The organism is Allostreptomyces psammosilenae (assembly GCF_013407765.1).
Lineage (GTDB): Bacteria > Actinomycetota > Actinomycetes > Streptomycetales > Streptomycetaceae > Allostreptomyces > Allostreptomyces psammosilenae.
In genome coordinates this window covers 139,179-160,489 of the sequence record NZ_JACBZD010000002.1, presented here as the reverse complement: position 1 = coordinate 160,489, position 21,311 = coordinate 139,179, and the positions used below count along the sequence as shown (strand labels likewise).

Here is a 21,311-nt window from a genome sequence, read left to right as displayed (position 1 = left end):
CCGCCGGCCTGCCGGGCTGCCGGGCTGCCGACGGGGCCCGACCGGCCGGGCCGCCGACGGGGCCCGACCGGCCGGGCCGCGCCGTTTGCCGTCACGGAGGCGGCGGTCAGCCGTCCGACCAGCGGCCGCGGCCCTCCTTGGTGCGCCCCCGCAGCTTCTTGGCGGCCAGCCGGCGCTCCACCGACGCCTTGCTGGGGCGGGTGGACCGGCGGGCACGCGGCGGAGGGGCCGTCGCCTCGTTCAGCAGATCGGCCAGCCGGGCCAGCGCGTCCTGCCGGTTGCGCCACTGCGAGCGGTGGCTGGAGGCCCGCACCACCAGCACCGCGCCGCCCACCAGGCGATCGGCCAGCCGTCGCTGCGCGCGCTCCTTCATCGCCGGCGGCAGCGCGGTGGAGGCCGCCAGGTCGAAGCGCAGCTCCACCTGGGAGTCGGTGGTGTTCACGTGCTGCCCGCCGGGGCCGGAGGAACGCGAGAACCGCCACTGCAACTCGCTCTCCGGCACCACGACCGTTCCGCGCACCCGGACGCCGCCGCCGCGCCCGGCCTGCCGCGCCCCGTCCCCGCCCTGCGCAATGTCCCCGCCGTGCGCGCCGTCCCCGCCGCGCGTACCCTTCCGGCCGTCCGTGCCGTCCCTTGCGTCCATGCGCTCATTGTCCGGGAGGAACCAGGCCCCGCCCCTCGTGCGTTCTACCTCGTGCCGATAGCGTGACCACACCTCAAGCGGTATCGAAGGGATCTGATCGCAGATGGCAGTGAGCCTCTCCAAGGGCGGAAACGTCTCGCTGACGAAGGAGGCGCCGGGTCTCACCGCGGTCACCGTGGGTCTGGGCTGGGACGTCCGCACCACCACCGGCACCGACTTCGACCTGGACGCCAGCGCGATCGTGGTCAGCGCCGCGGGCCGGGTGCTCTCCGACCAGCACTTCGTGTTCTTCAACAACAAGTCCACCCCGGACGGCACCGTCCAGCACAGCGGCGACAACCTCACCGGCCAGGGCCAGGGCGACGACGAGCAGATCCAGGTCAACCTGGCCGCCCTGCCCGCCGACGCCGACAAGATCGTCTTCCCGGTGTCGGTCTACGACGCCGAGAACCGCGGCCAGAACTTCGGCCAGGTGCGCAACGCGTTCATCCGCGTGATCAACCAGGCCGACGGCGTCGAGCTGGCCCGCTACGACCTCTCCGAGGACGCCGCCACCGAGACCGCCATGATCTTCGGCGAGCTCTACCGCAACGGCGCCGAGTGGAAGTTCCGCGCCGTCGGCCAGGGCTACGCCTCCGGCCTCGCCGGCATCGCCTCCGACTTCGGCGTGAACGTCTGACCCTCGCTCGCCGACGGTCGCCGTAGCACGTCGCCGCGCCGTCCCGTGCCCGCTCCGGGCGCGGGACGGCGCCGCTCGTGACCGGCGCGACTGGCCCTGACGCCCGTGCTGCCCGGGCTGTCCATGCTGCCCGCGCTGCCCGTGAAGCCTGGCTGTCGGTGCGGCCGGTGAGGCCCGTGGTGCCCGGGACGCTGGCGGGGCGGGCCGGACTGCGTCAGAATCCCAGTCATTCAGGCATGCCGCCGTTCCGGCCGGGGAGGCTCCGTTGATCGTCGTCGACGCCTCCGCCCTCGTGCTCGCGCTGACCGACCGCGGCCCGCGGGGCGACCGGGCCCGCGAGGAACTGGCCAGGGACCCGGACTGGGCGGCCCCGGAACACGTCACCGTCGAGGTGCTCCAGTCGGTGCGCGGGCTGTTCCTAGCCGGCCAGGTGACGCTGACCGAGGCGGCCGACGTGACGACGCGCCTGGAGACGCTGCCGGTGCAGAAGATCGGCGTCGAGCGCCTGCTGAGCCGCATCTGGGAGCTGAAGGACAACCTCACGCCGGACGACGCCGCCTATGTGGCCGTCGCGGAGCTGTTGAACGCGCCGCTGGTGACGGCCGACCTGCGCCTGGCGCGGGCCAGCGGCCCCCGCTGCGAGATCCGCCGCATCGACCCGGCCCCGGCCACCCTCACCACGGACGCCCCCGGCCGCCCCTCCCCCTGACCGGCCCTCGACAACGCGAGCAGCCGGAACCCGCTCAGGGAGTAAGGATTCGAGCGGAAGGCTTCAACCAGGAGGGATCCGGCCAGCGGCATCTGGGCGGCAGCGCTCAACCGGCCGTTCAGCCAGCTCCAAGCCAGCCGTTCCGGTCAGGGTCCTCCCAGCCTGCCATTCCGGCCAAGGCTCCAGCCGGCCGTTCAGGCAGCCCCGAGCCAGCCTTTTAGGCCAGGAGCCCAGCCGAACATTCAGCCCAAGAGCCCAGCCGGCCCTTCAGCCCAGGCCCCAACCGGCCATTCAGGCAGCCCCAAGCCAGCTCTTCAGCCCAGGAGCCCAGCCGGCCATTCCGCCAGGGGCATGCCAGTCATGTCCACGCATACCGCCCCTCGCCTGGGGGGACCCCCTGTTTCAGGATCCCACGAGATGATCACGCGGCGCAGCCCCCCTCTTTCAGCCTGTGGATAACTCGCCCGACCGGCATGTGGAGGACTGGTACCCGCCGGCGCGTGCGCACCGCCCGCGAGGGCGGGCGCGCGCCCGCCGGGCGTGCGCGCACCCGCCCCACTCCCACACCCCGCCCCGCGCACCAAGGCGCCCGGCGCGCCAGCGGGCGTGGTGCTCGTGGGCGACGCCGCAGGGCCAGGCGTGTGGTGCGCGGCGCAGGGCCGACGAAATCGGTCACTGTCCGGGTAGGGATCGAAACCGCAGGTGAATGGTCGAGTTGCCCGCTGGGCAGACCTCGATCGGGGGCCGTACCCGCCGAGCCCGGGCGCTGCGTCGCGGCGGGTCGCGGATACGGGGACACCCGTCGGTGCTGGCGGACGCCGACGGAGGAGAGTGCGGCATCACTGGATCGTCTTGGGCGTACCGGTAACCCGGGGCGCGTCGGTCCGGGTGAGGGGACGCGGTCCGCCGATCGCTGTCGTCGGCGGATCGACGGGTGCGGCACAAGGGACACGGGACCCTACGGACACCAGGGAGCAACATGCCGACGCGCAGAAACGTCCTCAAGGCCGGTGCGGTGGCGGGCGGACTGCTGCTGGCCAGTCAGCTGACGCGCTCCGGCTCCCCGGGTGCCCCGACCGGGGTGCCCGCCGGGGCGAACGGCATCTCAGGCGGTGGGTCGCACGACGAGTCGCACGAGACGCACGAGGACCCGCCGGACGACGGCTCGTCGTCACCCCCGCACTCCACCCTCGCGCCGTTCTCACGCCCGATGCCGCTCTCCCCCACCCTGCGACCGGTCCGCCGCGACGCGGAGGCCGACTACTACCGCATCACCATGGCCGAGACGGAGGCCGAGATCCTCCCCGGCATGTCCACCCCCGTGTTCACGTACGAGGGGTACTTCCCGGGCCCCACGATCCGCGCCCACGCCGGCCGCCGGGTCATCGTCGAGCAGCTCAACCTCCTCGACCGCCCCACCGCCGTCCACCTGCACGGCGGCGTGGTGGCCGCCCGGGACGACGGCAACCCGATGGACCCCATCCCGCCCGGCGGCGCACGCACGTACTCCTATCCCAACGAGCAGGCCGCCGCCCCGCTGTGGTTCCACGACCACGCCCACCACGCCGAGTCGGAGCACGTCTACCGCGGCCTCGCCGGCTTCTACCTGCTGCACGACGGCCCGGAGCGAAGACTCGGTCTCCCGGGCGGCAAGTTCGACGTGCCGATCATGATCCGCGACGCCCAGCTGGGCCAGCACGGCGAGCTGGTCTACGTCGCGAACAACCAGCCGGGGCGCACCACCGTGCTGGTCAACGGCGTGCCGGATCCGTACTTCACGGTGGACGCCCGCAAGTACCGGTTCCGCCTGCTGAACGCCGCCAACATGGGGTTCTTCCGGCTGCAGCTGTCCGACGGGGAGTTCGTGCAGATCGGTTCGGACCGCGGCCTGCTCGCCGCGCCCTACCGCACCCGGCAGCTGTACCTCTCGCCCGGGGAGCGCGCGGACGTGGTGGTGGACTTCTCCCGCTACCGGGTCGGCGGGCACGTGGACCTGTGCCGGCTGGCGACGGTCGACGCCGAGCCGGTGCCGATCCTGCGCTTCATGGTGGTGCCGGCGACGCACGACCCCAGCGTCGTGCCGGACCACCTGGCGACGCTGCCGCCGGTGCGCGAGCCGGACGTGACCCGGGACTTCTCCCTGCGGACGGAGGGCACCGCGTTCACCATCAACGGCCGCACCTACGACCACACCCGGGTGGACACCGCGGTGCGCTGGGGTGACACCGAGGAGTGGCGGGTCACCAACGACGACCCCATGGCGCACAACCTGCACCTGCACCTGGTGGAGTTCCGGGTGGTGGACCGTGACGGCCGGCCGCCCGACCCCGGCGAGGCCGGTCTGAAGGACACCGTGCGGATCGGGCCGGGTGAGACGGTGCGGCTCCGGGCGACCTTCGACACCTTCGAGGGCCGCTACGTCTACCACTGCCACCTGCTGGACCACTCCTCCATGGGCATGATGGCGGTGATGGACATCGGGCGCTGACCCCCGCGCGTACCCGTGCCCGCCCACCGACGCTGGTGGGCGGGCACGGGGGCCTGCCGGCCGGGGGCACGCGGTGACCGGGGAGTCAGGTGGCGGCCCGGAGCGCGCGGCGGCCGGCGTGGTCGGGCCGTTCTGGTGCACGGTGTGGGCCGCCGTGACCGGGGGTCAGCGACGCCTCTCGGGCTCGTCCTCGCCGACGGCGCGGGTCCGCCGTTCACCGGAGATGTCGTCCTCCATCACCAGGCGCTCCTTGCGCAGCTCCTCGGAGACGGTCTCCTGGTCGTGGACCTCCTCGACCCTCAGCCGGATCCGTTCCTTCGGCACGGTCTCCTTGGTGACGATCAGCCGCTCGCCGTGCAGCACCACCTCGTACTCCGCCTCGCCGAGGTCCGGCCCGCGCACGGCGGGGCCGATGTTCCGCTCGGTGATCGGCTCGCGCTCGATCCGCACCTCCTCGTGCACCACCGGCACGGTCTGCCTGACCTGCTCGGTGACCACGTACTTGCGCAGCCGGGCGTGGCCGATCCGGACCCGCTCGGTGCGGATCCGAAGCTCCTCCTCCGAACGGGTGATGGCGCTGTCCGCCTCGACGCCGGGCCCGCGGGCGGCGCGACCGCGCGCCTCGGGCTCCATGGCCTCGCGCCGGCGTTCGACGTCCCACCGCTCCGGCACGGTGGCGCGGCCCGGCGTGCCGTATCCGGCCTGGGCCTCCCCGGTGCCGGCCGGCCGCTGACCGGCCTCCGGCCCGCCGCCCCGGCCCGCGGTGACGCGCGTCGGCGCCGCGGTGGCGTAGTAGTGGTAGAGGTCCTCCTCCTGCTCGACCGACAGGCGCTGCCCCACCTCGTACTCGGGGGCGCCCCTGATCTGCTCCTTCTCGTAGGGGACCTGTAGGTCGTCGCCGACCAGGCGCGCGTCCTTCAACGGGACGAAGCACTCGCGGCCCCCCAGCCGCCCGGTCTGTACGGTCACCCACTCGGCCTCGCCGGACCGGTCGTCGAGATACACCTGTCCCACCGATCCGATCCTGTGTCCCGCCGGATCGACCACCTTGTGGCCGAGTACCTGTTCCGGTTGTATCTGGGTACTCACTGTGCCTCCCAGCCAGCCGTTGCCGGAAACGGCAGCCGTCGCACGTGCACGGTCCTTTTCCGGACAAAACTCACTATTCCGGCCTATCGGATCGCAGCAGGGCCCGCAACCTCAGCCCCGGGACGCCACGGACGCCTCACCGTCGGTATCCAGCCTCGGGAAGCAGCATGAGCAGGGCATGAAAGCCGGATGAGGGCTTTGCGGAGGGGTGGTCAGCCCGGGGTCAGCCCGTGGTCAGCCCAGCCGTTCCCGGACCCGGTGGCCGCCGCCGGCCCGCCCGACCGCGTGGTGGCGCTGGTAGGAGCCGACGAACGCGCGGACCTTGGCGCGCAGCACATACGGGTCGAAGGGCTTGAGGATGTAGTCGGCCGCGCCGCTCTCGTAGCCGCGGACGGCCTGCTCCGGCTCGTGGCTGCTGGCCGTCAGGAAGATCAGCGGGATGCCCCGGGTGCGTTCGCGCTGCTGGATGTACGCCGCCGTCTCGAAGCCGTCCATCAGGGGCATCTGCACGTCGAGCAGGATCAGCGCGAAGTCCTCGGTCAGCAGCGCCTTCAGCGCCTCCTCACCGGAGGAGACGGACACCAGCTGCACGCCCACGTCCTCCAGGATCGCCTCCAGCGCCAGCAGGTTCTCCGGCCGGTCGTCGACCAGCAGCACCTTCGCCGGGGCGGCCTCCTCCTCCGGCTCCGCGGTGGTCGGGGCGCCGGCCGCACCGCCGCCGAGCTGGTCGACGGGCTGGTCGACGGACCGGTCGACAGGGCCCCCGGCCACGCCGCCGCCGGCGGCCGGCCCGGCGAGCAGCCCCGCCCCGCCCTCCGCCCCGCCGCGGGCGGCCGCCGGTGTCCGGCCGGAGCCGCGCCGACGGGCCGGCACCGACGGCACGGAGGGTTCCGCGGGCGGCTCCCCGGAGGAGTCGGCCGACGGCGGCCCCGCGGGTTCGGCGGTGGGTTCGGCGGCGGATTCCGTGGAGGGCTCCGTGGAGGGGTGAGCGGACGGGTGGGCGGAGGGCTCCGTGGGCGACTCCGCCGCGGCCTCCGCCCCGGCCGGTGTCGCGGGCCGTTCCCGTGCCGGGGCCGTCGACGGCTGGCCGGGCGGGTTCTCCGTCGCCTGGCGCTCGGCCGCCGGCCCCTCCACGGCGGCGAGCTGCCGCTCCAGGTGGGCGCAGCGTTCCTCGGCGAGCAGGTGGGACTCGCGCGCCGCGGTCAGGTCGGCCGTCAGGCGCCGCACCTCGGCCTTGAGGTAGGCGCGTTCGGCCTCCATCTCGGCGTAGCTGGTCTCGCGGCGCATCACCTCCCGGCGGGCCTCGGCGCGTTCGCGTTCCCAGGCCGCCTCAGTGTCCCGCAGCCGGACCTCCAGGTCGGCGATGCGGTGCTGGCGGATCAGCAGGGCCTCGGTCAGCACCTGTTCCCGCTGGGCGGCCAGACGGGCGTCGCGGTCGGCGTCGGCGAGCTGGTCCTGGAGGACCTGCACGGCGTGCAGCGGGGAGCCGCTGCAGCGCAGGGCCTCGCGGTGCAGTTCGCGCAGCAGGTTGAGCGTCGTCGGCGTTCCGGCGACGCCGCGGTGTGCGGCCACGTCGTGGACGAGGTCGGTGACGAACTCCCACGGCGGGATCTGCCGGCCGCTGAGGTAGCCGGAGACCGTTCCGGGGTCGCGGTGCCGGCGCGCGCCGTAGCGGCGCACCGAGACCCCCAACCCGGCGAACAGTTCTCGAAGCGCCTCGGCGAGCCTTCGGCCCTGTTCGGACACTCCGTCCGTGACCGGCTGGAGTTCCCCCACCTCATCCCCACCTTCACTGCTGTTGCCAAAAGATCGCTGGCACTGTGGCATCTTTCGCAACAGTGCGTGACACGAACAGTCTAGAAGGGGCACTTCTCCTCCCGCACCCCTGCGGAAAGGAGTGATGCGGGTGGGACGCGGGATCCCGGGTGGGACTTTCGCAATCGTTTTCCGCGCGGCCGATTTTCGACGTAATTTGATCGAATTGGATCACCTCTAGGCGGACGACGCCGGATTCTCGCGACCCCCGCCGGACCACCGCGGCATGCGGCAGGCGGCGCAGCGCCCGCGCGCGCCCAGGGCCGGGTCGCTGCGCAGGATGGCGGTGTGCAGCCGGCGCAGCTCCACGCCCGGGTCGATGCCGAGTTCCTCCCGCAGCCGTGCGCTCAGCTGCTGGTAGGCGTGGAGGGCCTCGGCCTGCCGGCCGGAGCGGTACAGGGCGAGCATCAGCTGCTGCCACAGCCGTTCCCGGAACGGGTGCGCGCAGATCGCGGCGCGCAGCTCCCCGACGAGTTCCTTGTGCCGGCCCAGCGAAAGGTCGATCTCGTTGCGCCGCTCCAGCACCCACAGCTGCTTCTCGGTCAGCCGCGAGACGACGCCGCGGTGCAGCCAGTCGGAGCGCACCTCGGGCAGCACGGGCCCGCGCCACAGCGCCAGCGCCTCGGTGAGGCAGTCGGACTCGGCCGCGAGGTCGCCCCGTTCCTCGGCCCGGCGGGCGCGCTGCACCAGTTCGCGGAACCGCAGCAGGTCGAGGCGGTCGGAGCCGACCTCGATGACGTATCCGGCGGCGGAGGTGGAGATGGCGCGGGAGAGGTCGCGGCCGTGCCGGTCCAGGCTGTGGCGCAGCCGGGTCAGGCAGGTCTGCAACGCGCCGCGGGGCTGCCGCGGCAGGTCGTCGCCCCACACCTGCTCGACCAGGCTCTCCACCGGGACCACCTCGTTGGCGTTGAGCAGGAGGGTGGCGAGCAGGGTCCGTTGATTGCCCGTCGGCAGGGCGATCCTCCTTCCGTCGACGTCCACCTCCAGTGGTCCCAGCACCCGGAAGTACCCCCGCGTCATGCACATCCCCCATGAAGAACACGTTCTCAGTGACCGTTCGGACACCTCTCGCCGATTACGCATTCCCTCCTTTACGGAAAGAAACGCTCGAACCCGCGTACCGTCGGATAAGCGTTCCATCGGCCTCGTGTGATCAGACGGGTGCGGCCGGGGAGTTCCGCGTCATGATCGCCCGCACGACGACGTCGTAGTAACGGACGAATCCGATCGCGCCGGCCAGTCCGGCGAGCAGGGCGAGCGCCGCGAGCCCGGGGGAGGCCGCCGGCGCCGGCGGGGCGAGCAGCGCGCCGGGCAGGGCGCAGGCCATCAGCAGCAGGTTGCGCACCAGCATGGCCGTGGACATCACCGATCCCTTCCGGCCGAAGCAGCGGCACTCGGCGATCACCCCGGCGCGGATGGCGCGGACCACGACGCCGACGAAGACCGTCAGCAGGGCGGCGGCCAGGGCGAAGCCGAGGCGGGGGGCGAACGGCGTGGCGAGCAGCACGGCGGTGGCGCCCTCGCCGACCACGATGACGGCCGCGGCGTGGCGCGCCAGCCCTTCCGGCAGCACCCCGAGGGTGCGGATGGACGCGGTGAACTGCCGGAAGCGGGAGGCGCCGCGCACCTTCCCGAAGAAGGCGGCGGCGAAGACCACCGCCAGGAGGCATCGCGCGGCGAGCAGCAGGTAGCTCTCCATGGGCTGGTCCCTTCGAGGGGCTTCCGAGGGGGCGGTCGCCGACGGACGGCGAGGTCGCGGCGGGCCGGGGCCGGGCGGCGGCCCGCCGGGCGGGGAGCCGGGCCTTGAGCGGCGGGGCGTCAGGGGCGGGCCGGGACCACCATGGTCTTGCGGTAGTGCCGGATCTCGTCGCGCTCGCCGACCGGCCGCCCGGCGACCTCCACCCAGGCGTGCGCCCGGAACGGCTCGGTGCGCACGCCGGTGCACCAGTCCGGCCAGCCGCCACCCAGCCGGCACAGCAGCGCGGTGGCCACGGAGCGGCGCAGGCAGCCCTGCCCGGCGCAGTGCACGCTGACCGACACCACGGCCAGCCGGGCGGCGGCGGCCTGCTCGACGGTCGCCGGCCTGGCTCCCCGGCTGGCCAGCGCGAGCGCCCGGCGCAGCCGGCGGGGCGGGAGCGCGGCCAGCGGGCGGGCCAGCGCCACGGCGAGCCGGGCGGCCAGCCGGCGGCGCCAGGGGACGCGCCCGGTGTTCTCCAGGGTCACCGAGATGGTCACGCGACCACCCGCGCCTCGCGCAGCGCCCGCAGCAGCGCCTCCACGTCGTCGGCCACCCGCTCGGCGGCCTCCGGGTGCGCGGTGGTCAGGGCGGTGACGGCGTCCGGCACGCCGTGCCCGCCGAGCAGCAGCCGCACGACGGTCGCGCCGGTGGCGTTGAGCTGCCAGTAGCGGCCCGTTCTCTCGTCGAGCAGCACCATGCCGTGCTCGGTGTCGGTGGCGGAGACGTGCGGGCGCAGGGCGAACATCGTGGTGTTCCTCCAGCCGGGGGCGGACCGCCCCGGCGCCGGGGGCGGGCAGGGCGGACGGGGCGGGTCAGGCGGGTGAGGTGGACGGGGCGGAAGCGGACGGGGCGGCCGGGGCAGAGGCGGGCTCGGCGGCCGGTGTGGGCGGGGCGGGCGCGGCGGCCAGCGAGCGCAACCACACCTCGCAGGCGAAGGTGCTGATCAGCGGCATCAGGGAGCGCGAGGAGGGGGGCAGGGCGAGCAGGGTGGTGCGCAGGGCGTCGGCGTTGACCAGGCCCAGCCGGGACAGCTGCATGTCGTCGGTCAGTTCGAGGAGTTCGGCGCGGTGGCGGCGCAGGCTGGCGTAGGCCTCGGCGCTGTACTCGGACTTCGAGGCGCGGCCGAGGTTGGCCTCCGGGACGGTGCCGCGCATGGCCTCGGCGAGGGCGGGCTTGTACCGGTCGGGCAGGGCGACGTCCTCCAGCCGGATGGCGAGGGCCGCCTCGACCACCCGGTCGTCGACGTAGGGGGCGTGCCAGGCGACGCCGTTCCGGCTGGTGAGCCGGTCCACCCGGCGCAGGGTGTCCCCGCACAGCCGGACGTCCTGGAGGTTGGCGTGCTGGGCGCGCAGCGGGGCGAGTGGCCCGGGCCGGCGCCGCGCGGTCTCCCGGAGCAGGTGCCGGGCGGTCTCCACGGCGTGGTCGGTGGCCCAGGTCGGCATCCGGGGGCTGATGCCCCAGCCGAAGTCGGGCCGTCGGGAGACCTCGGGCGGCGGGGCGGTGAGCGCCCGGGCGGAGCCGGCGAACCACTGGGCGAAGCTGGGGTCGGCGGCCAGGGCGCGCAGCGCCGGCCCGAGCCGCCAGCGCCCCATGGCCCGGTGGGCGCGCAGGTGGCGGACGGCCCGCCAGGGGTGGGTGCGGGCGATGGTGTGCAGGGCCAGCGGTGTGGCGAGGAAGAGTTCGTCGCCGCCGTGGCCGGTGAGGTGGCCGGTGGAGCCGCGTTCGGCGAGCCGCCGGGCCTGGTAGGCCAGCCGGGCCCGGGTGCGGATCCAGGCGAACGGCGCCTCGACGTCCGGGTCGGGGTCCAGCAGGTCGGCGAACCAGCTCGGGGCCTCGTCGCGGGGCAGCACGAGGTGCTCGGCGTCCGGGATGGCGGCGCAGGCGCGGCGGGCCCACAGCTGGTCCTCGTCGGCCGGGTCGGTGGCCTCCCAGCGGGTGGTGACCAGGCCGCCGGGGTGGCCGGCGGCGAGGAAGCTGAGGCTGGTGGAGTCCATGCCGCCGGAGAGGTCGGCGCTGAGCGGGGCGTCCGCGGCCTGGCGGGCGCGGGCGGCCACCGCGTCGGCGAGCGCCGCCCTGACCCGCCGGGCGCCCTCGGCCAGCGGGATCTCGGGGGCCGGCGGGCTCCACCAGCGCACGGTGCGCCCGGTGCCGTCGCGGCGCAGTTCCAGGTAGTGGCCGAGCGGCAGCGCCTCGACGCCCTCCCAGCAGGGCTGCTCGGCGAGCGGCCACGGGGGCCAGGGGGCCAGCAGGCGGGCGGCGAGCGTGCCGGCGTCGACGGCCGCGTCGGTGAGCGCGACCAGCGGGCCGGGCCGGTCGGCGGCCAGCGTCTGGCCGTCGAGGGTGGTGTGGAAGACCTGGCGGGCGGTGGACAGGCTGCCCTGGACGCGCACCTCGCCGTCCAGCGAGGCGGCCAGGTGGAAGCTGCCGGCCAGGGTGCCGGCGAGGGCGTCCAGGTCGCGCGGGGTGCGGGCCCGCTCCAGGGCGCGGGTGAGCTGCTCGGGACTGGTCAGGGCGCAGCCGAGGACGGCGAGCCGCCGCGGCCCGGCGGCGGCCGACACCACCTGGCCGGCCGGCCAGTCGCCGACGATCCAGGGGCGGCCGGAGGCGTGCTCGACGACCCTGCCGAGGCCGAGCGCCCGCAGCCGGGCGGCCAGGGCCACTCCGGCGGGGGTGTCCGGGAGGACGACGAATTCCACGATTGCTCCGATCCCCCTGTTTTCTCTCGGACAGGCGGTCCCGCACCGCGGGGGGCGCCGCAGACCGCCGGAATTCCGTAAGCTTCGGCGCCGGCGGACCGCCGGGAACTCCGGTGAACTCGCGGGCGGGCCGGAAAAGGGTTTCGCCGGCGGCCGGGCGCCGGCGCCGCCGGATACCCGACGGCGCCGGTACGGGCCGGGGTGGACCGCTTTCCCAGGCGGCCCCCAGGGACGCCCGGCGAAGCGGTCCACCGAGTGGTCCGGCTGCTAGCAGAACATGACGCAGGACCAGTCGGCCTCGAAGCCCCAGCTGGGGCGACCCATCGTGACCTGGGCGAACTCGCCGGCCTCGACCAGGGTCGGGGGCTCGTAGGCCTCCTGCCCCGGCAGGGTGATCTCCTCCACCGCACCTTCCACGGAAGGCACCTCCCATTATTCGAACGAATATCTGCGCGAAGCGCTCCGGTCTTCACCGGGATTCCGCGCCGGTCAGCCAGAACCGTACCCACGGCGACTTACACATCACTTGCACTCGGCTGTCACCGTTAATTCCGCCGAAATACTGGCACGGCGCGCGTTCTTCTGGTCAACTCGCATCTGGCGCATGCTCACGAGGGAGGGGTCGGAACGTGACGGACGTGGATCTGGTCGGCGGGCGGCGTATCGCCTGGTCCGTGCTCGACACCGCTCCGGTGTGGCGGGACTCCTCGCCGACCGAGGCGCTGCGCGAGTCGGTGGCGTTGGCCCGCGCGGTGGAGCCGCTGGGCTGCACCCGGTACTGGGTGGCGGAGCACCACAGCGCGCCCTTCATCGCCAGCTGCGCGCCGCCGGTGCTGGTGGCGCAGATCGTGAACGCCACCCGCCGGATGCGCGTGGGTTCCGGCGGCGTCATGCTGCCCAACCATCCGCCGCTGGTGGTGGCCGAGCAGTTCGGCACCCTGGAGGCGCTCCACCCGGGCCGGGTGGACCTGGGCGTCGGCCGCTCCCCGGGCACCGACCTGGCCACCGCGGCGGCGCTGCGCCGGGTGAGCGCCCCGCCCGAGTCGGCGGTGTTCGCGGCACAGGTGGAGGAGCTGATCGGGTACTTCGCGCCGGCCACGCCCGCCACCGGCAGCCCCACCACCGGCGACGGCGCCACCGGCACCCCCGCCACCGGCGACGACGGCACCCCCACCGGCGGGGACGGCCACCGGCCGGCGATCACGGCGGTGCCGGCGCAGGGCAACCGCCCGCAGATCTGGCTGCTCGGCGCCAGCGTGGCGAACGCCCGGTTCGCCGGCGCGCTGGGGCTGCCGTTCGCCTTCGCCTACCACGTGCGGCCCGAGATGGTGGTGCCCGCGCTGGACGCCTACCGGGAGGCGTTCCGGCCGTCGGAGCACCGCGACCGCCCCTACACCATCGTGGCCGCGCCGGTGGTCGCCGCGGACACCGACGACCGCGCCGCCTGGCTGGCCGGGCCGGTCGGCGCCATCGTGGTGGACGCCACCCGGGGCGTGCGGGACCGGCCCAACGCCACCCCCGAGGAGGCCGCCCGGCGGGTCTACTCCCCGGTGGAGCGCGCCATCATGGAGCGCCACCTGTCCACCCACCTGATCGGCGGGCCGCGGACCCTGCGGCACGGGCTCGACGCGCTGCTGCGGACCACCGGGGCCGACGAGCTGATGGCCGTCAGCCTGGTGCACGGCCTGGCCGACCGGGTCCGCTCCTACGAGCTGCTCGCCGAGGCGCTGGAGGGGGCGCCCGCCCGCCTGGCGTCACCGGGCACGCCCGTCCCGACCCGCTGACCCGGCCCGCCGGCCCGAGCGGCGAACCCGCACGGATCATGCGCAACCGGACACGGCGCCCGCCCAGGGCCCGGTGACCTGCGCGGAAGTGCCGCCGCACGCCCGCGGGGGCCGCGCCGCCGTCCGGTCCCGCGCGAATCCGGGCTCCCTTACGATCACACCATGGCGGCTTCGGAACACCCCCGGATGAGCGATGTGGCGGCGCGGGCCGGCGTGTCGCTGTCGACGGTCTCCCGCGCGCTGCGGGGGGCGTCGGGGGTGGCGCCCGAGGTCCGGGCGCGGGTGGAGCGCGCGGCGGCGGAGATGGGCTACGTGGTCTCCCGCGGCGCGTCCAGCCTGGTCACCGGGTTGACCGGGCGGATCGCGGTGATCGTGCCGTTCCTCCAGCCGTGGTTCTTCGGGGTGGCCATGGCCGGCATCCACTCCCACCTGCGCTCCGTCGGCACCGACATGGTGGTCTACGAGGTCGGCGACACCCGGGCGCTCACCGACTACCTGCGCACCCTGCCGCTGCGCCGCAACGTCGACGCCGTCATCGCCGTCTCGCTGCGCCCCGGGCAGGACGACCTCGACCAGCTCGACGCCATCGGGCTGCCGATCGTCTTCTGCAGCCACCGGGTCACCGGCTTCCCCAGCGTCTTCATCGACGAGGCGGGCGCCGCCGAGGGCGCCACCCGGCACCTGCTCAACCTCGGCCACACCCGCATCGCCTATGTGCAGGCGCAGGACGACACCGGCTTCCCCTGGCACTCCCGGCTCCGCCTGGAGGGCTACCGCCGGGCGGTGGAGCGGATCGGCGCGGAGCCGGTGGTGGTGACCGGCCGGCCGGGCGTCGAGGGCGGGGCGTTGGCCGCGGCCGAGCTGCTCTCCCGGGACGACATCCCCACCGCGGTCCTCACCGAGTCCGACGACCTGGCCCTCGGGGTGCTCCGCGCGCTGCGCCGGTCCCGGCTCGCGGTGCCCGAGGTGATGTCGGTGGTGGGCTTCGACGACCAGGAGAGCGCCGCCCTGTTCGACCTGACCACGGTGGCGCAGCCGGTCCACCGGCTGGGCGCGGAGGCCGGCCGCCTCGCCTCCGGCGTGCTGGACGGCTCGGTCTCCGGCGACACCCACGTGGAGCTGCCCACCGGGCTGGTGATCCGCGGGACCACCGCGGCGCCGCGCCGCGGACCGGGCCTGACCGGCTGAGCGCGGCGCTCGGCGGGACGCTCAGCCGGTGGCGGCGGCCGGCTCCTCGGTGAGGGTGAGGGTGGTGAAGTCGGTCCAGAAGCCCTTGCCGTCCGGCGAGGCGCACATCGGTCCGGCCTGCGCGGCGGTGCCCGGCGGGAAGTAGGCCAGTCGCAGCATGTGCTCCGGCTCCGCCCCGTCCCAGCCGTAACGGATCGTCACGGTGTCGCCCTGGCGGTGCAGGTCGAGGGTGACCGACTCGGGACGGCCGGCGAGCGGGCCCAGCGGCACGACGTTCCAGTCCGACAGCTCGCGGGTGACCACCGCGCTGAGCAGCGGCGCGCCGTCGACGTACTCGATGCCGGTCTTGATCCAGTTCCGGTCGTCGATCCGCAGCAGCAGCCCCGCCTGGTCGTACTGCTCCCGGTAGTCGCCGCGGAAGGTGACGGTCATCCGGAACGCCCCGCTCACCTCCCGCAGCAGCGCGTGGCCGGTGTCGCGGACGAATCCGTAGTGGGTGGTACGCCAGAAATCGGTGTCCGGGTCGGTCAGGACGGCCAGCGTGCCGTTCTCCCTGGGGCCCCACAGCTCCGGCTCGTTCAGCCAGCGCCAGCCGTCCAGTCCGAAGGCGGTGACGGTCGTGCTCTCCTCGCCCATGAGCCAGTTCCTTTCCTGATCAGACAATCGTTCGCGCCCCAGCCTGCCAGGCGTCCGCCCGCCGCGTCCGCGAGTTGTGCCCCGCGGCGGCGCCCCGCCGCTCTGCGGCCCTCCCCCGGCCCTCCCGGCGGCCCCCACGCGGGCCGCGGCGGGCCGCCGAACCGCACCGTCGAGCGACCGGACGTCACGTCAGCATCTCGGCGTGGCCACATTTGTGACACGAAGTCAATATGTTGGCCCTCTGGAATCCCCCTCCAACCTCTGCTTGCGTACCCGTATCCGACCGGTTCGCCGGGGGAAGCCCGCCCGTGCCCGTGGCACGCGCGGCGCCCGACCCGCCGCCGCCCCCGGCGTGCCCGAATCCCATGACGCACGCACAAGGGGATCCCTCCCGATGAGAAGAACACACAGGGCCACGGCCACCGCGCTCGCCGCCACCCTCGCGGCGGCGTTGCTGGCCGGCGCCGCACCGGGCGCGCTCGCCACGGTGCCGGACGCCGGCCGGGCCACCGCGACGGCGCCACCGGCCCCGACGGCCGCCGGCGGCGGCGCGTTACGCACGGTCACCCTGGTCACCGGTGACCGGGTCGTCGTCGACTCCCGGGGGCGGGTGGCCTCGGTGCTGCCGGCCGAGGGGCGCGAGGACGTCCCCTTCGCCGTCCGGCGGGTCGGCGAGGACACCCTGGTCGTCCCGGGCGACGCCCAGCGGCTGCTCGCCCGGGGCGTGCTCGACCAGCGGCTGTTCGACGTCTCCGGCCTGATCGCCGCCGGCTACGACGACGCCGCCCGCGACGACCTGCCGCTGATCGTCACCTACTCCGGGGCGCGGGCCGACGCGGCCGGGGCGCTGCGCGCCGCCGGCGCCGAGGTCGCCCGGGAGCTGCCCAGCGTGGACGGCCAGGCGCTGCTCGCCGACAAGGCCGGCGGGCCCGCGCTGTGGCAGGCGCTGACCGACGCCCCGGACGCCGCGGACCCCGCCGGTGCTACCGCGTCGGCCACCGCGCCCGGCGTGGAACGGATCTGGCTGGACGGCCGGGTGGAGGCCGCGCTGGACCGCAGCGTCCCGCAGATCGGGGCGCCGGCCGCCTGGGAGGCCGGCTTCGACGGAACCGGCGTGACCGTGGCCGTGCTGGACACCGGCGTGGACGCCACCCACCCCGACCTGGCCGACCGCGTCGCCGCCGAGCGCAACTTCTCCGCCGCCGAGGACGCCGCCGACCACTTCGGCCACGGCACCCACGTCGCCTCGATCATCGCGGGTTCCGGCGCCGCCTCCGAGGGCGCCGCCCTGCGCGGGGTCGCGCCGGGCGCCCGGATCCTGAACGGCAAGGTGCTCGACGACGGCGGCTCCGGCAGCGAGTCGGACATCATCGCCGGCATGGAGTGGGCCGTCGAGCAGGGCGCCGACGTCGTCAACCTGAGCCTCGGCGGAACCGACCTGCCGGCGCTGGACCCGATGGAGGAGGCGGTGGACGCGCTCTCCGCCGACTCCGCCGCGCTCTTCGTGATCGCGGCCGGCAACTCCGGCCCCACCGAGCAGTCGGTGGGCAGCCCCGGCAGCGCCCGGGCCGCGCTCACCGTGGGCGCCGTGGACCGGGAGGACGCCCTCGCCCCCTTCTCCAGCCGCGGCCCGACCGCCGACGGCTCCCTCAAGCCGGACCTGACCGCGCCCGGGGTGGAGATCGTCGCCGCGCGGGCGGCCGGCACCGAGATGGGCGAGATCGTCGGGGAGCACTACGTCGTCGCCAGCGGCACCTCGATGGCCACCCCGCACGTCGCCGGCGCTGCGGCCCTGCTGGCCCAGGCGCACCCCGACTGGGACGGCGAACGGATCAAGGAGACGCTGACCGCCTCCGCCGAGCCCGCCGCCGGCCTCGACGCCTACCAGCAGGGCTCCGGCCGGGTCGACGTCGCCCGGGCGATCGGTCAGGCCGTGACCACCTCGCCGACCTCGCTGGGCTTCGGCGTCCAGGAGTTCCCGCACGAGGACGACGCGCCCGTCACCGAGCGGCTGGCCTACCGCAACGCGGGCGACGCCCCGGTCACCCTCGACCTGGCCGTGACCGCGTTCGGCCCGGAGGGCGCGCCCGCCCCGGACGGCATGTTCGCCGTGCGACCGGCCCGGCTCACCGTGCCGGCCGGCGGCGAGGCGACGGCCACCGTCACCGCCGACACCCGCCCCGGCGACGTGGACGGCCTGTACGGCGGCACCGTCACCGCCACGGCGGCGGCCGGCGACGTCCGCGCGGTCACCCCGCTCGGCGTGTGGCGGGAGGGCCCGGCGCACGACGTGACCATCCGGCACCTCGACGCCGCCGGCGCCCCGGCGCCGGGCAGCGTGACCTCCTTCGTCGCCCTGGACCGGCCCGGCTACCGCTGGGTCGAGGCGGACGAGAACGGCGAGGCCACCATCCGGCTGCCGGAGGGCGACTACGTGGCCGAGGCCACCGTCACCGGCGAGGGCGAGGGCGCCTCGCGGATCGCCCTGCTGATCTCCCCGTCCGTCCCAGTCACCGAGGACGCCATGCTCGTCATGGACGCCCGCCGGGCCGAGCCGTTCGACGTCACCGTTCCGAACGGCGCCGCCACCCCCTCGCTGGCCACCTACGACTACCAGGTCAGCTCGGACGAGGGCGGGCTGTGGGCCACCTGGTTCATGGACGGCCTGGACACCCTCAGCGTGGCCGACCTCGGCCCCGCCCTGCCCGCGGACCGGCTGCGCGCCGCGGTCACCGCCTCCTGGGACATGCCCAACGAGGGCGCGGCGCCCGCCCAGCGGTACCGCGCCGCCTGGTCGGAGCGCGGCAGCCTGCTCACCGGCCTCACCCACCACATCGCCCCCGGCGAACTCGCCACGGTGCGGATCACCGCCGGCTCCCCGGCCGCCGGCAAGGCCGGCATCCTGTGGGCGGGCACCGTCGACGAGAGCGGCTCGCTGCTGATCGGCGACGACGTCGAGCTGCCGACGGAGGCCGTGGACCACGTGCTGGCGAACGGCACCCGCTGGCTCCACCAGGTCACCCAGGGCACGGTGAGCGAGGAGGGCTGGCTGGAGCAGGAGACCAGCGTGTCCACCGCGCCGCGCGCCCACCAGCCCGGCGAGCGGCGCGAGGAACTGCTCAACGTCGGCGTCTTCGGCCCCACGCTCAACGAGGGCCTGGACGGCACGCCGGGCGCGTGGCGCAGCGGCGACGAGATCAGCGCCTGGGTCGGGCTCTTCGGCGACGGCGCCGGCCACCAGGGCGACTCCCGGTACACCGAGGGCAGCACCCGGCTGGTCCGCGACGGCGAGGAGGTCTTCGCCGACGACCTGCCGCTGCACGGCCAGCCGATGGCCGTGCCCGCCGCGGAGGGGCGGTACGAGCTGACCACCGAGGTGTCCCGGGACGCCCAGGTCGCACCGGTCAGCTCGCGGATCGAGGCCACCTGGACCTTCCGCTCCGGGCCCGTACCGGAGGGGGAGACGGAGGCGCTCCCGCTGTCCACCGTGCGCTTCGGCCCCCGGCTCGCCCTGGACAGCACCGCGCGGGCCGGACACGCCCTGGAGGTGCCGTTCACCGTGGAGGGCTCAGCCGCCGAGGTCGGCGTCCGGGAACTGGCCTTCGAGGTCTCCTACGACGACGGCGCCACCTGGCGGCCCGTCGACTCCGTGCGGGCCGACCGCTTCACGCTGGACCACCCGGACGATCCGGGCACCGTCTCGCTGCGGGCGACGCTCACCGACGCGGACGGCAACACCCTGGAGCAGACGATCCACCGGGCGTACACCACCACGCGGTGATCCCCCGCCGCGGCGGGGAATCAGCGTCGGCCTCCGCGCCCGGCCCCGCGGGCACCGCCCCAGGGCGCGGGGGCCGACGCCGTTTCACTCCTAAAATGCTGAAAAACTACCGGGCGGTCGAACACTCGGAAAGCGACCGGAAACAAAACCGGTAACAAAAAGGAAGACAGACCTTTCGGTCTGTCTTCCCCGCGCCCCGGCCTGGACCGCCGGGTACGCTACCGCTGGTGCGGCAAAGTGGTCTAGAAGCCGATCCGGACTGTCGTCCCGGAGAAGGCGACAGCACCGTCACCCGCCCTGGCGAAGTCGACCTGCTCGAAGAACAGGCCGTCGTCGCCAAAGCTCACGGCCGTCGCGGCGGGAGCGGCCATACCCATGGCGGCGATGGCACCGGCGGCGACGACAGCGAGACGCTTCGTGATGGTCATTGACTACTACCTCTCGGATGAAGTCGTGACAGTGCGACTTTCGCACTGCGCACTCTCGGTCCGCGTTCCCGCCTGACGCCTGAGCCGTGCGGGAGCGCCCTCCCTTCCATTGGAAACACCGCACGGGACCGACCGCAACACGAACGGGTGGCGAATATTCACTGTTTACTTCCGCCCCTGTGAAGTGTCGGAAGGGCGGCCGTGATTCGATCGTGGTGGCGCGCCGTCAGTAGCATGAAGCGCCGCCCGGTGGCGGCTTGACGGTGGCGGCTGGACGGTCGCGTCGGTGGAGGTGCTGCGGTGGCGGTGCGGCGATGGCGGTGAGGGCGGTGAGGGCGCCGGAGAACCGGGCGGAGCACCCCCGTTCCCGGCGCGGGGGAGCCTGATGCGCGAGGGCCCCGGCGGCGCACGCGGCACCCACGTCGACCCCGACGACCTGGACTGGGCGGCGGCCCGCACGGAGGAGGTCGCCGAGCGCGCCGCGGCCGCCCGCGCCAACCTGCTCGGCGTGCTCCGGGCGCACTCCGGCATGTGGGGCACCGGCGAACTCGGCGCCGGCGTCAGGGGCCCCTACGAGCGGCTGACCGAGACGCACGACCGCGCCGCGGGCGGCCTGCCAACCGTGCTGAGCAGCACCGGGGCCGGACTGCGGGGCGACGCGGCGCGCCGACGCGGCACCGAGCGGGCCACCGCCGCCGCGATCAACCGCACCGGCACCGCGACCGGCGACCGGCGCGGGCCCGGCGCCCGCCCCACCGGCGCCACCGGCCGGGCCGGCGGCGCCGACTCCCCACCGCACCAGGGCCGGCGCCCGCCGCCCCCGCCCGAGGGGCGCCGCACCGCGCCGCCGCGCCAGGTGCGGCGGGACGAGACCGGACTCGGCCGGGCGGTGGTCGAGCGACGCCGGGACGTCGGCCGCTTCGGCGGCGGGGGCCACCCGGCGTTCCGGGTGCGGAACGCCGACGGCACGGACGACATCCTCGTCGACCACGGTGGTGGAAAGCGCTCGGAACGGGTGGCCGGCGTGCCCCTCCTCGACACCGGACGCGGCACCGACGTCACCGAAATCCATTCGGCGCGGGATTACTGTAACCAACGCGGCCCCAACTGCGACGCGTGGACCGGGCACTACTTCCCGAACGCCGACCGAACACGCCGCTACGAGTACGACAACAATATTCCGGGCTCCCACCAGGAGATCCGGGGGCTACCGCCCATCAAACGCAGGAAGTGAGGACGGGAAACCATGCCGGGACGATCCGGAGCACCGGGGCGGAACGGCGCGCCCCCACCGCGGGAACCGACGCCGTTACGGCGCCGGCCGCCTGACTTCCCGTCCGCGGCCGGCGTGCGGGTGGCCGCCCGGGCACCGAAGACACCAGAAATGCCGCAGACGCTGGAGGAACACACCCGCCGGAACGCGTTTCCGATGCCCGACCGCGACGCCCCCGGACCGCCGTGGCGCCCGGCCGGCGATTCCGGTTCGGATATCCGCCCGAAGCGGGTCGGGGAGGTGCGGTCGGTGTTCCGCGAGACCCGGAAACCCCTCCGGAAGAACCCGTACGGCCCCGCCGCGGAGAAGGCGATCGGCGGCCTGGCGGCCACGGTGCCGTCCCGAACGACAGGGCAATAGCGTC

The 21,311-nt window shown here is 74.7% G+C and carries 18 protein-coding genes and 1 pseudogene; 8 read left to right on the top strand and 11 right to left on the bottom strand.

Features of this window, described 5'->3' with window-relative positions; translation table 11 throughout:
- Positions 1-106: 106 nt before the first annotated feature.
- A complete protein-coding gene (gene arfB, locus FHU37_RS23015) occupies positions 107-643 on the bottom strand; it encodes an alternative ribosome rescue aminoacyl-tRNA hydrolase ArfB (protein WP_179816595.1) in 537 nt (178 codons plus the stop codon).
- 103 nt (positions 644-746) lie between these two features.
- On the opposite strand from arfB, the gene FHU37_RS23010 reads away from it, so the two are divergent.
- From FHU37_RS23010 to FHU37_RS23000, 3 genes are all read left to right on the top strand, one after another.
- A complete protein-coding gene (locus FHU37_RS23010) occupies positions 747-1,322 on the top strand; it encodes a TerD family protein (RefSeq protein WP_179816594.1) in 576 nt (191 codons plus the stop codon).
- A 265-nt stretch (positions 1,323-1,587) separates the two neighbouring features.
- Positions 1,588-2,031 (top strand): type II toxin-antitoxin system VapC family toxin, encoded by a 444-nt coding sequence (locus tag FHU37_RS23005; protein ID WP_179816593.1) that lies wholly within the window; start codon positions 1,588-1,590, stop codon positions 2,029-2,031.
- Between the two features lie 979 nt (positions 2,032-3,010).
- Positions 3,011-4,519, top strand: a complete 1,509-nt coding sequence (locus FHU37_RS23000) for a multicopper oxidase family protein (RefSeq protein ID WP_179816592.1) — start codon at positions 3,011-3,013, stop codon at positions 4,517-4,519.
- Between the two features lie 165 nt (positions 4,520-4,684).
- Here the strand turns inward: FHU37_RS23000 and FHU37_RS22995 are convergent, their stop codons facing one another.
- The 8 genes and pseudogenes from FHU37_RS22995 to FHU37_RS28590 all read right to left on the bottom strand — a co-directional run bounded on the left by FHU37_RS22995 (position 4,685) and on the right by FHU37_RS28590 (position 12,274).
- Positions 4,685-5,608 (bottom strand): DUF2382 domain-containing protein, encoded by a 924-nt coding sequence (locus FHU37_RS22995; RefSeq protein WP_179816591.1) that lies wholly within the window; start codon positions 5,606-5,608, stop codon positions 4,685-4,687.
- Between the two features lie 288 nt (positions 5,609-5,896).
- Positions 5,897-6,265: pseudogene (locus FHU37_RS28595) on the bottom strand (response regulator); the annotation flags it as partial.
- Positions 6,266-7,600: 1,335 nt separating this feature from the next.
- Complete coding sequence (locus FHU37_RS22985; protein WP_179816590.1) at positions 7,601-8,443, bottom strand: AfsR/SARP family transcriptional regulator; 843 nt, start codon at positions 8,441-8,443, stop codon at positions 7,601-7,603.
- Between the two features lie 133 nt (positions 8,444-8,576).
- Positions 8,577-9,122, bottom strand: coding sequence for a MauE/DoxX family redox-associated membrane protein (locus tag FHU37_RS22980; protein ID WP_179816589.1), 546 nt, complete (start codon positions 9,120-9,122; stop codon positions 8,577-8,579).
- A gap of 119 nt (positions 9,123-9,241) precedes the next feature.
- On the bottom strand, positions 9,242-9,658 hold the full coding sequence (locus FHU37_RS22975) for a lasso peptide biosynthesis B2 protein (protein ID WP_179816588.1): 417 nt from the start codon (positions 9,656-9,658) through the stop codon (positions 9,242-9,244).
- Positions 9,655-9,906, bottom strand: coding sequence for a lasso peptide biosynthesis PqqD family chaperone (locus FHU37_RS22970; protein WP_179816587.1), 252 nt, complete (start codon positions 9,904-9,906; stop codon positions 9,655-9,657). The genes FHU37_RS22975 and FHU37_RS22970 overlap by 4 nt, the downstream gene beginning before the upstream one ends.
- Before the next feature lie 67 nt (positions 9,907-9,973).
- The gene (locus tag FHU37_RS22965; protein ID WP_179816586.1) at positions 9,974-11,857 is read right to left on the bottom strand and encodes an asparagine synthase-related protein; all 1,884 of its coding nucleotides are present in this window, start codon (positions 11,855-11,857) and stop codon (positions 9,974-9,976) included.
- A 267-nt stretch (positions 11,858-12,124) separates the two neighbouring features.
- On the bottom strand, positions 12,125-12,274 hold the full coding sequence (locus FHU37_RS28590) for a keywimysin-related RiPP (protein ID WP_218904768.1): 150 nt from the start codon (positions 12,272-12,274) through the stop codon (positions 12,125-12,127).
- A 212-nt stretch (positions 12,275-12,486) separates the two neighbouring features.
- Here FHU37_RS28590 and FHU37_RS22955 point away from each other — a divergent pair, with 212 nt between their 5' ends.
- Complete coding sequence (locus FHU37_RS22955; RefSeq protein ID WP_312892810.1) at positions 12,487-13,641, top strand: LLM class flavin-dependent oxidoreductase; 1,155 nt, start codon at positions 12,487-12,489, stop codon at positions 13,639-13,641.
- A 162-nt stretch (positions 13,642-13,803) separates the two neighbouring features.
- On the top strand, positions 13,804-14,829 hold the full coding sequence (locus FHU37_RS22950) for a LacI family DNA-binding transcriptional regulator (RefSeq protein ID WP_218904767.1): 1,026 nt from the start codon (positions 13,804-13,806) through the stop codon (positions 14,827-14,829).
- A gap of 21 nt (positions 14,830-14,850) precedes the next feature.
- On the opposite strand, the gene FHU37_RS22945 is transcribed toward FHU37_RS22950, so the two are convergent.
- A complete protein-coding gene (locus FHU37_RS22945) occupies positions 14,851-15,465 on the bottom strand; it encodes a DUF1349 domain-containing protein (protein WP_179816585.1) in 615 nt (204 codons plus the stop codon).
- A 394-nt stretch (positions 15,466-15,859) separates the two neighbouring features.
- Here FHU37_RS22945 and FHU37_RS22940 point away from each other — a divergent pair, with 394 nt between their 5' ends.
- Positions 15,860-19,246 (top strand): S8 family peptidase, encoded by a 3,387-nt coding sequence (locus tag FHU37_RS22940; RefSeq protein WP_179816584.1) that lies wholly within the window; start codon positions 15,860-15,862, stop codon positions 19,244-19,246.
- A gap of 242 nt (positions 19,247-19,488) precedes the next feature.
- On the opposite strand, the gene FHU37_RS22935 is transcribed toward FHU37_RS22940, so the two are convergent.
- Positions 19,489-19,674: a hypothetical protein gene (locus tag FHU37_RS22935; RefSeq protein WP_179816583.1), complete on the bottom strand. Its 186-nt coding sequence runs from the start codon at positions 19,672-19,674 to the stop codon at positions 19,489-19,491.
- Between the two features lie 385 nt (positions 19,675-20,059).
- Between FHU37_RS22935 and FHU37_RS22930 the strand changes: the two genes are divergently transcribed.
- Positions 20,060-20,908, top strand: coding sequence for a hypothetical protein (locus FHU37_RS22930; protein ID WP_179816582.1), 849 nt, complete (start codon positions 20,060-20,062; stop codon positions 20,906-20,908).
- A gap of 150 nt (positions 20,909-21,058) precedes the next feature.
- Positions 21,059-21,307 (top strand): hypothetical protein, encoded by a 249-nt coding sequence (locus FHU37_RS22925; protein ID WP_179816581.1) that lies wholly within the window; start codon positions 21,059-21,061, stop codon positions 21,305-21,307.
- Positions 21,308-21,311 lie beyond the last annotated feature (4 nt).

Excerpts from the sequence above, each read along its gene's own strand:
- arfB (WP_179816595.1), bottom strand. The coding sequence starts at position 643 with ATGGACGCAAGGGACGGCACGGACGGCCGGAAGGGTACGCGCGGCGGG.
- FHU37_RS23010 (WP_179816594.1), top strand. The coding sequence starts at position 747 with ATGGCAGTGAGCCTCTCCAAGGGCGGAAACGTCTCGCTGACGAAGGAG.
- FHU37_RS23000 (WP_179816592.1), top strand. The coding sequence starts at position 3,011 with ATGCCGACGCGCAGAAACGTCCTCAAGGCCGGTGCGGTGGCGGGCGGA.
- FHU37_RS22985 (WP_179816590.1), bottom strand. The coding sequence starts at position 8,443 with ATGACGCGGGGGTACTTCCGGGTGCTGGGACCACTGGAGGTGGACGTC.
- FHU37_RS22980 (WP_179816589.1), bottom strand. The coding sequence starts at position 9,122 with ATGGAGAGCTACCTGCTGCTCGCCGCGCGATGCCTCCTGGCGGTGGTC.
- FHU37_RS22970 (WP_179816587.1), bottom strand. The coding sequence starts at position 9,906 with ATGTTCGCCCTGCGCCCGCACGTCTCCGCCACCGACACCGAGCACGGC.
- FHU37_RS22950 (WP_218904767.1), top strand. The coding sequence starts at position 13,804 with ATGGCGGCTTCGGAACACCCCCGGATGAGCGATGTGGCGGCGCGGGCC.
- FHU37_RS22945 (WP_179816585.1), bottom strand. The coding sequence starts at position 15,465 with ATGGGCGAGGAGAGCACGACCGTCACCGCCTTCGGACTGGACGGCTGG.
- FHU37_RS22940 (WP_179816584.1), top strand. The coding sequence starts at position 15,860 with ATGAGAAGAACACACAGGGCCACGGCCACCGCGCTCGCCGCCACCCTC.
- FHU37_RS22935 (WP_179816583.1), bottom strand. The coding sequence starts at position 19,674 with ATGACCATCACGAAGCGTCTCGCTGTCGTCGCCGCCGGTGCCATCGCC.
- FHU37_RS22930 (WP_179816582.1), top strand. The coding sequence starts at position 20,060 with ATGCGCGAGGGCCCCGGCGGCGCACGCGGCACCCACGTCGACCCCGAC.
- FHU37_RS22925 (WP_179816581.1), top strand. The coding sequence starts at position 21,059 with ATGCCGCAGACGCTGGAGGAACACACCCGCCGGAACGCGTTTCCGATG.